At 74.4% G+C, this 3,712-nt stretch carries 4 protein-coding genes and 1 pseudogene; all 5 read left to right on the top strand.

The window, feature by feature from the left end:
- Positions 1–766, top strand: a 766-nt coding sequence (locus B9S61_RS07970; protein WP_103541607.1) for an acyl-CoA dehydrogenase family protein, incomplete at its 5' end; no start/stop codon positions are given.
- Positions 763–1,161, top strand: a complete 399-nt coding sequence (locus tag B9S61_RS07965; protein WP_103541606.1) for a RidA family protein — start codon at positions 763–765, stop codon at positions 1,159–1,161. The genes B9S61_RS07970 and B9S61_RS07965, both read left to right, overlap by 4 nt.
- Before the next feature lie 23 nt (positions 1,162–1,184).
- Positions 1,185–2,009, top strand: coding sequence for an alpha/beta fold hydrolase (locus B9S61_RS07960; RefSeq protein WP_103541605.1), 825 nt, complete (start codon positions 1,185–1,187; stop codon positions 2,007–2,009).
- A gap of 693 nt (positions 2,010–2,702) precedes the next feature.
- Positions 2,703–3,143 carry a DUF6299 family protein gene (locus B9S61_RS07955; protein WP_103541604.1) on the top strand — a complete coding sequence of 147 codons (441 nt, stop codon included), beginning with the start codon at positions 2,703–2,705 and terminating at the stop codon, positions 3,141–3,143.
- A gap of 109 nt (positions 3,144–3,252) precedes the next feature.
- Positions 3,253–3,712, top strand: a pseudogene (locus tag B9S61_RS07950) (hypothetical protein); the annotation flags it as partial.

Here is a 3,712-nt window from a genome sequence, read left to right as displayed (position 1 = left end):
TGCCGCCGCGTCCGGCACGTCACCGGACCTGACCGCCGAGCCGGACGGCGCCTCCCGCTGGCGGCTCACCGGGGAGAAGTGCTGGATCTCCAACGCCCCCGACGCCGACTTCTGCACCGTCTTCGCCCGCACCACCCCCGGCGCCGGCGCCCGGGGCGTGACCGCCTTCCTGGTCCCCGCCGACCGCCCCGGCCTCACCGGCGGCCGCCTCGACATGCTCTCCCCGCACCCCATCGGCACCCTCGGCTTCGACGCCGTACCCGTGACCGCCGACGACGTGCTGGGGACGCCGGACGGCGGCTTCCGGGTCGCCATGGACACCCTCAACCTGTTCCGGCCCAGTGTCGGCGCCTTCGCGGTCGGCATGGCCCAGGCCGCACTGGACGCGACCCTCGAGCACACCGCCCGGCGGGACGCGTTCGGCGGCAAGCTGAAGGACCTGCAGTCCGTCGCCCACCAGGTCGCCGAGATGTCCCTGCGCACCGAGTCGGCCCGGCTGATGGTGTACGCGGCGGCGACGGCGTACGACGCGGGCGCCGCCGACGTCCCCCGGCGCGCCGCGATGGCGAAGCTGCTGGCCACCGAGACCGCGCAGTACGTCGTCGACCGGGCCGTCCAACTGCACGGAGCACGCGCCCTGCAACGCGGGCACCTGCTCGAACACCTCTACCGCGAGGTCCGCGCACCCCGTGTCTACGAGGGGGCGAGCGAGGTCCAGCGGGACATCATCGCCAAGGAGCTGTACAGGAACCTGGAGGACCGGTGACCGCCGAGCGCGTCAACCCGCCCGAACTCTCCCCGCCGGCCGGCTTCTCGCACGCCGTCGTCGCCACCGGCTCCCGGCTGGTCTTCCTGGCCGGCCAGACCGCCCTCGACGCCGACGGCAAGGTGGTCGGCGACACCCTGCCCGAGCAGTTCACCCGCGCCCTGGCCAATCTGCTCACCGCCCTGCGCACCGCCGGCGGCACCCCCGCCGACCTGGCCCGCGTCACCGTCTACGCCACCGACGTCGCCGCCTACCGCACCCACGCCCGCGAACTCGGCCGCGTCTGGCACGAACTGGCCGGCCGGGACTACCCGGCGATGGCGGTCGTCGAAGTGGTCCGTCTGTGGGACGAGGAGGCCCTGGTGGAGCTCGACGGCTTCGCGCTGCTGCCCTGAGCCCCGGGCCCTAGCCTGGCGTCATGCCGGAGATCGAGCTGAGCGCGGGCATCGTCGAGTACGAGGACACCGCAGGAGAGGGGCCGGTCGTCGTCCTGCTGCACGGACTCGTGCACGACTCCTCGGTCTGGCGGAAGGTCGTCGCCGAACTGCGGACCGGACACCGGCTTCTCGCGCCGACCCTGCCGTACGGCTCGCACCGCAGGCCGATGACCCGGCCGCCCACGCCGGACCTGGTCAACGAGATGGTCGCGGAGTTCCTCGACCGCCTCGACCTGCGGGACGTCACCCTCGTCGAGAGCGACTGCGGCCGCGCCCAGACGGTCGCGGCCCGGCACCCCGAGCGGCTGGCGCGGCTGGTGCTGATCTCCTGCGAGGCCTTCGACAACTACCCGCCGGGACTGCCCGGCAGGATGCTCACCCTGGCCTGCCGGGTGCCCGGCGGCATTCCCCTCATGGTCCGCACGCTGGGCCTGAAACCGCTGCGCAGGCTGCCGGTCGGACTGGGCGCGCTCACCAGGCGCCCCGTGCCGGACGAGATCGTCGACCGCTGGCTGCGCCCGCTGCGCACCGATCCGGCGATCCGGCGGGACTTCCGGCACTACGGGACCCATGTCCGGCGGAGCGAACTGCTCGAAGCCGCCCAGGGCCTGCGGTACTTCGACCGGCCCGCGCCGGTCGTCTGGGCGGCCGAGGACCTGATGATGCCCCGCGAGCACGGCCGCCGTCTGGCCGAACTGCTGCCGCGCGGACGGCTGGTGGAGATCAGGAACACCCGGACGCTGATCGCCGAGGACCGGCCGGAACGGCTCGCCTCCCTGCTGCGGTGGTTCGTCGCGGAGGGGTGAACCCAGCGGCGGCCGGGAGCGGGCGGCCGCCCTGGGGCGGCCGGCGGACATCCGGTGCGGGGCGACGACCCGGCCGTCGCGGCGGTTGCGGACACGACCGGCCGGACACGCCCCGGCTGCTCGTCCTCGCGGGCCCGGACACAACCGTCAACGTCACGATGACGGGTACGAAGCCGGCCACGGGTCCCTCGCTGAGCACGCCCGGCAGGCCGGCCGGCCATCCCCACGGGAAGGCCGCGACGGTGGCTCCGAAGGCCGCCCCCCCACGGAGAGCAGGAATCCGATGGTGGCCTTGACGGGGATGGTCACGGACCGGAAGGAGACCGTGAGCAGGAGCAGGGAGAGGCCGACGACGACCACCACGAACGGGAGGAGCGCTCCCCGCCGGAGCAGGCGGCCGGACCCGCGTGGATCGCCGCCCGGCGATGCCCCGGCCACGGCGGTGAACCCACCGGTGACGGTCCCGTCCCGGCACGGACGACACGGTCCTGCTCGGCACCGGTTCCGCCGCACCGCCGCATCGGTTCCGCCGCACCGTCGCTCCGGCGGTTCGCCGGGTTCGGCACGCCGGCGGGTCCGTTCCCCGACGGGCGGCACACCCCCGGGCCACCGAAGGGTGACGACGAGTGGCCGGTGAGCGGTGTACCGGGTACTGGTGGAAGCCCTCGTTCCGCTCACTCACGGAGGTTTTCCATGCCCGTACGCCCCTACCTCGGCGCGGCGGCCGGTGCCGCGATCCTGCTGCTCGGCACCGCGGCGGCGGCCCCCTCGGCCACCGCGTCGACCGACCCCACGGAAGCCGTGACGGTGAACGCGGAGGGACGGATCGCCGAGGACGGCTCCGTCACCCTCTCCGGCACCTACCGCTGCCTGGCCGGCACCGGAGACGTCTTCGTCAGCTCCTCGGTGAGCCAGTCCACCCCCACGGTCCGCTACGGCATCGGGGGCACCCGCGCGGTGTGCGACGGGGAGGAGCACCCGTGGGAGAACACCGGCCGCGCCCCCGGCAACGCACTGAAGGCCGGTCCCGCGCACGTCGAGGCCATGATCCTCGAACTGCGTCCCGGCGGCATCCTCCTGGAGCCCGTCGTGCACGCCGTCGCGAACCAGGACGTCACCCTCGTCCGGGCCTGACCGGCGCCGGGCCGTACCCGCGTGCTGCCGGGGACCGGAAGAACACCGGCGCGCCCATTGCCGTACCCGGGCATGGACCGGCGCACGGCGGAGTCGTCACGCTGGCCCCATGGTCGTTCTCCGCCACACGATGGTCCTCACCCCCGTCCCGCGTCCCTGGCTCGTCGACGCCCTCGCCGTCCTGCTCGACCTGGCGGAGGACACCCGCGCGGAGGCGGGACGGGTGCTGCTGCCGGACGGACGGGAGGTACCGGACGTACGGATCGTCGCAGGGGGACGTCACCTCCGGCCCGGAGCGGTGTACGAGAGCACCGCGGAGGGGGAACCGGGGGAGACGGGACGGATCACCGTGGAACAGTGGAACCGGCGGCGCGCGCTGCGGCTCGCGCTCGCCGTGTCCGCGCCGGACGGCGCCTTCGCGCTCCGGGGCACACTGCACCGCCCGGACCGTCCGCGCCTCCTCGAGATCGACGGGCGCGCCCGCGTGGAGAACGTGTGGTCCGCGCTGTCCCGGGTGAGCGGTGCGGCACGGCTGCGGTGCGACGACTGGTGGGCGGCGGCCGACAGGG

Source organism: Streptomyces sp. SM1, from assembly GCF_002910825.1.
In the GTDB taxonomy this organism is placed as follows: Bacteria; Actinomycetota; Actinomycetes; order Streptomycetales; family Streptomycetaceae; genus Streptomyces; species Streptomyces okerensis.
The sequence above is the reverse complement of the archived record's forward strand: the minus strand, read 5'-3'. Positions and strand labels throughout refer to the sequence as shown.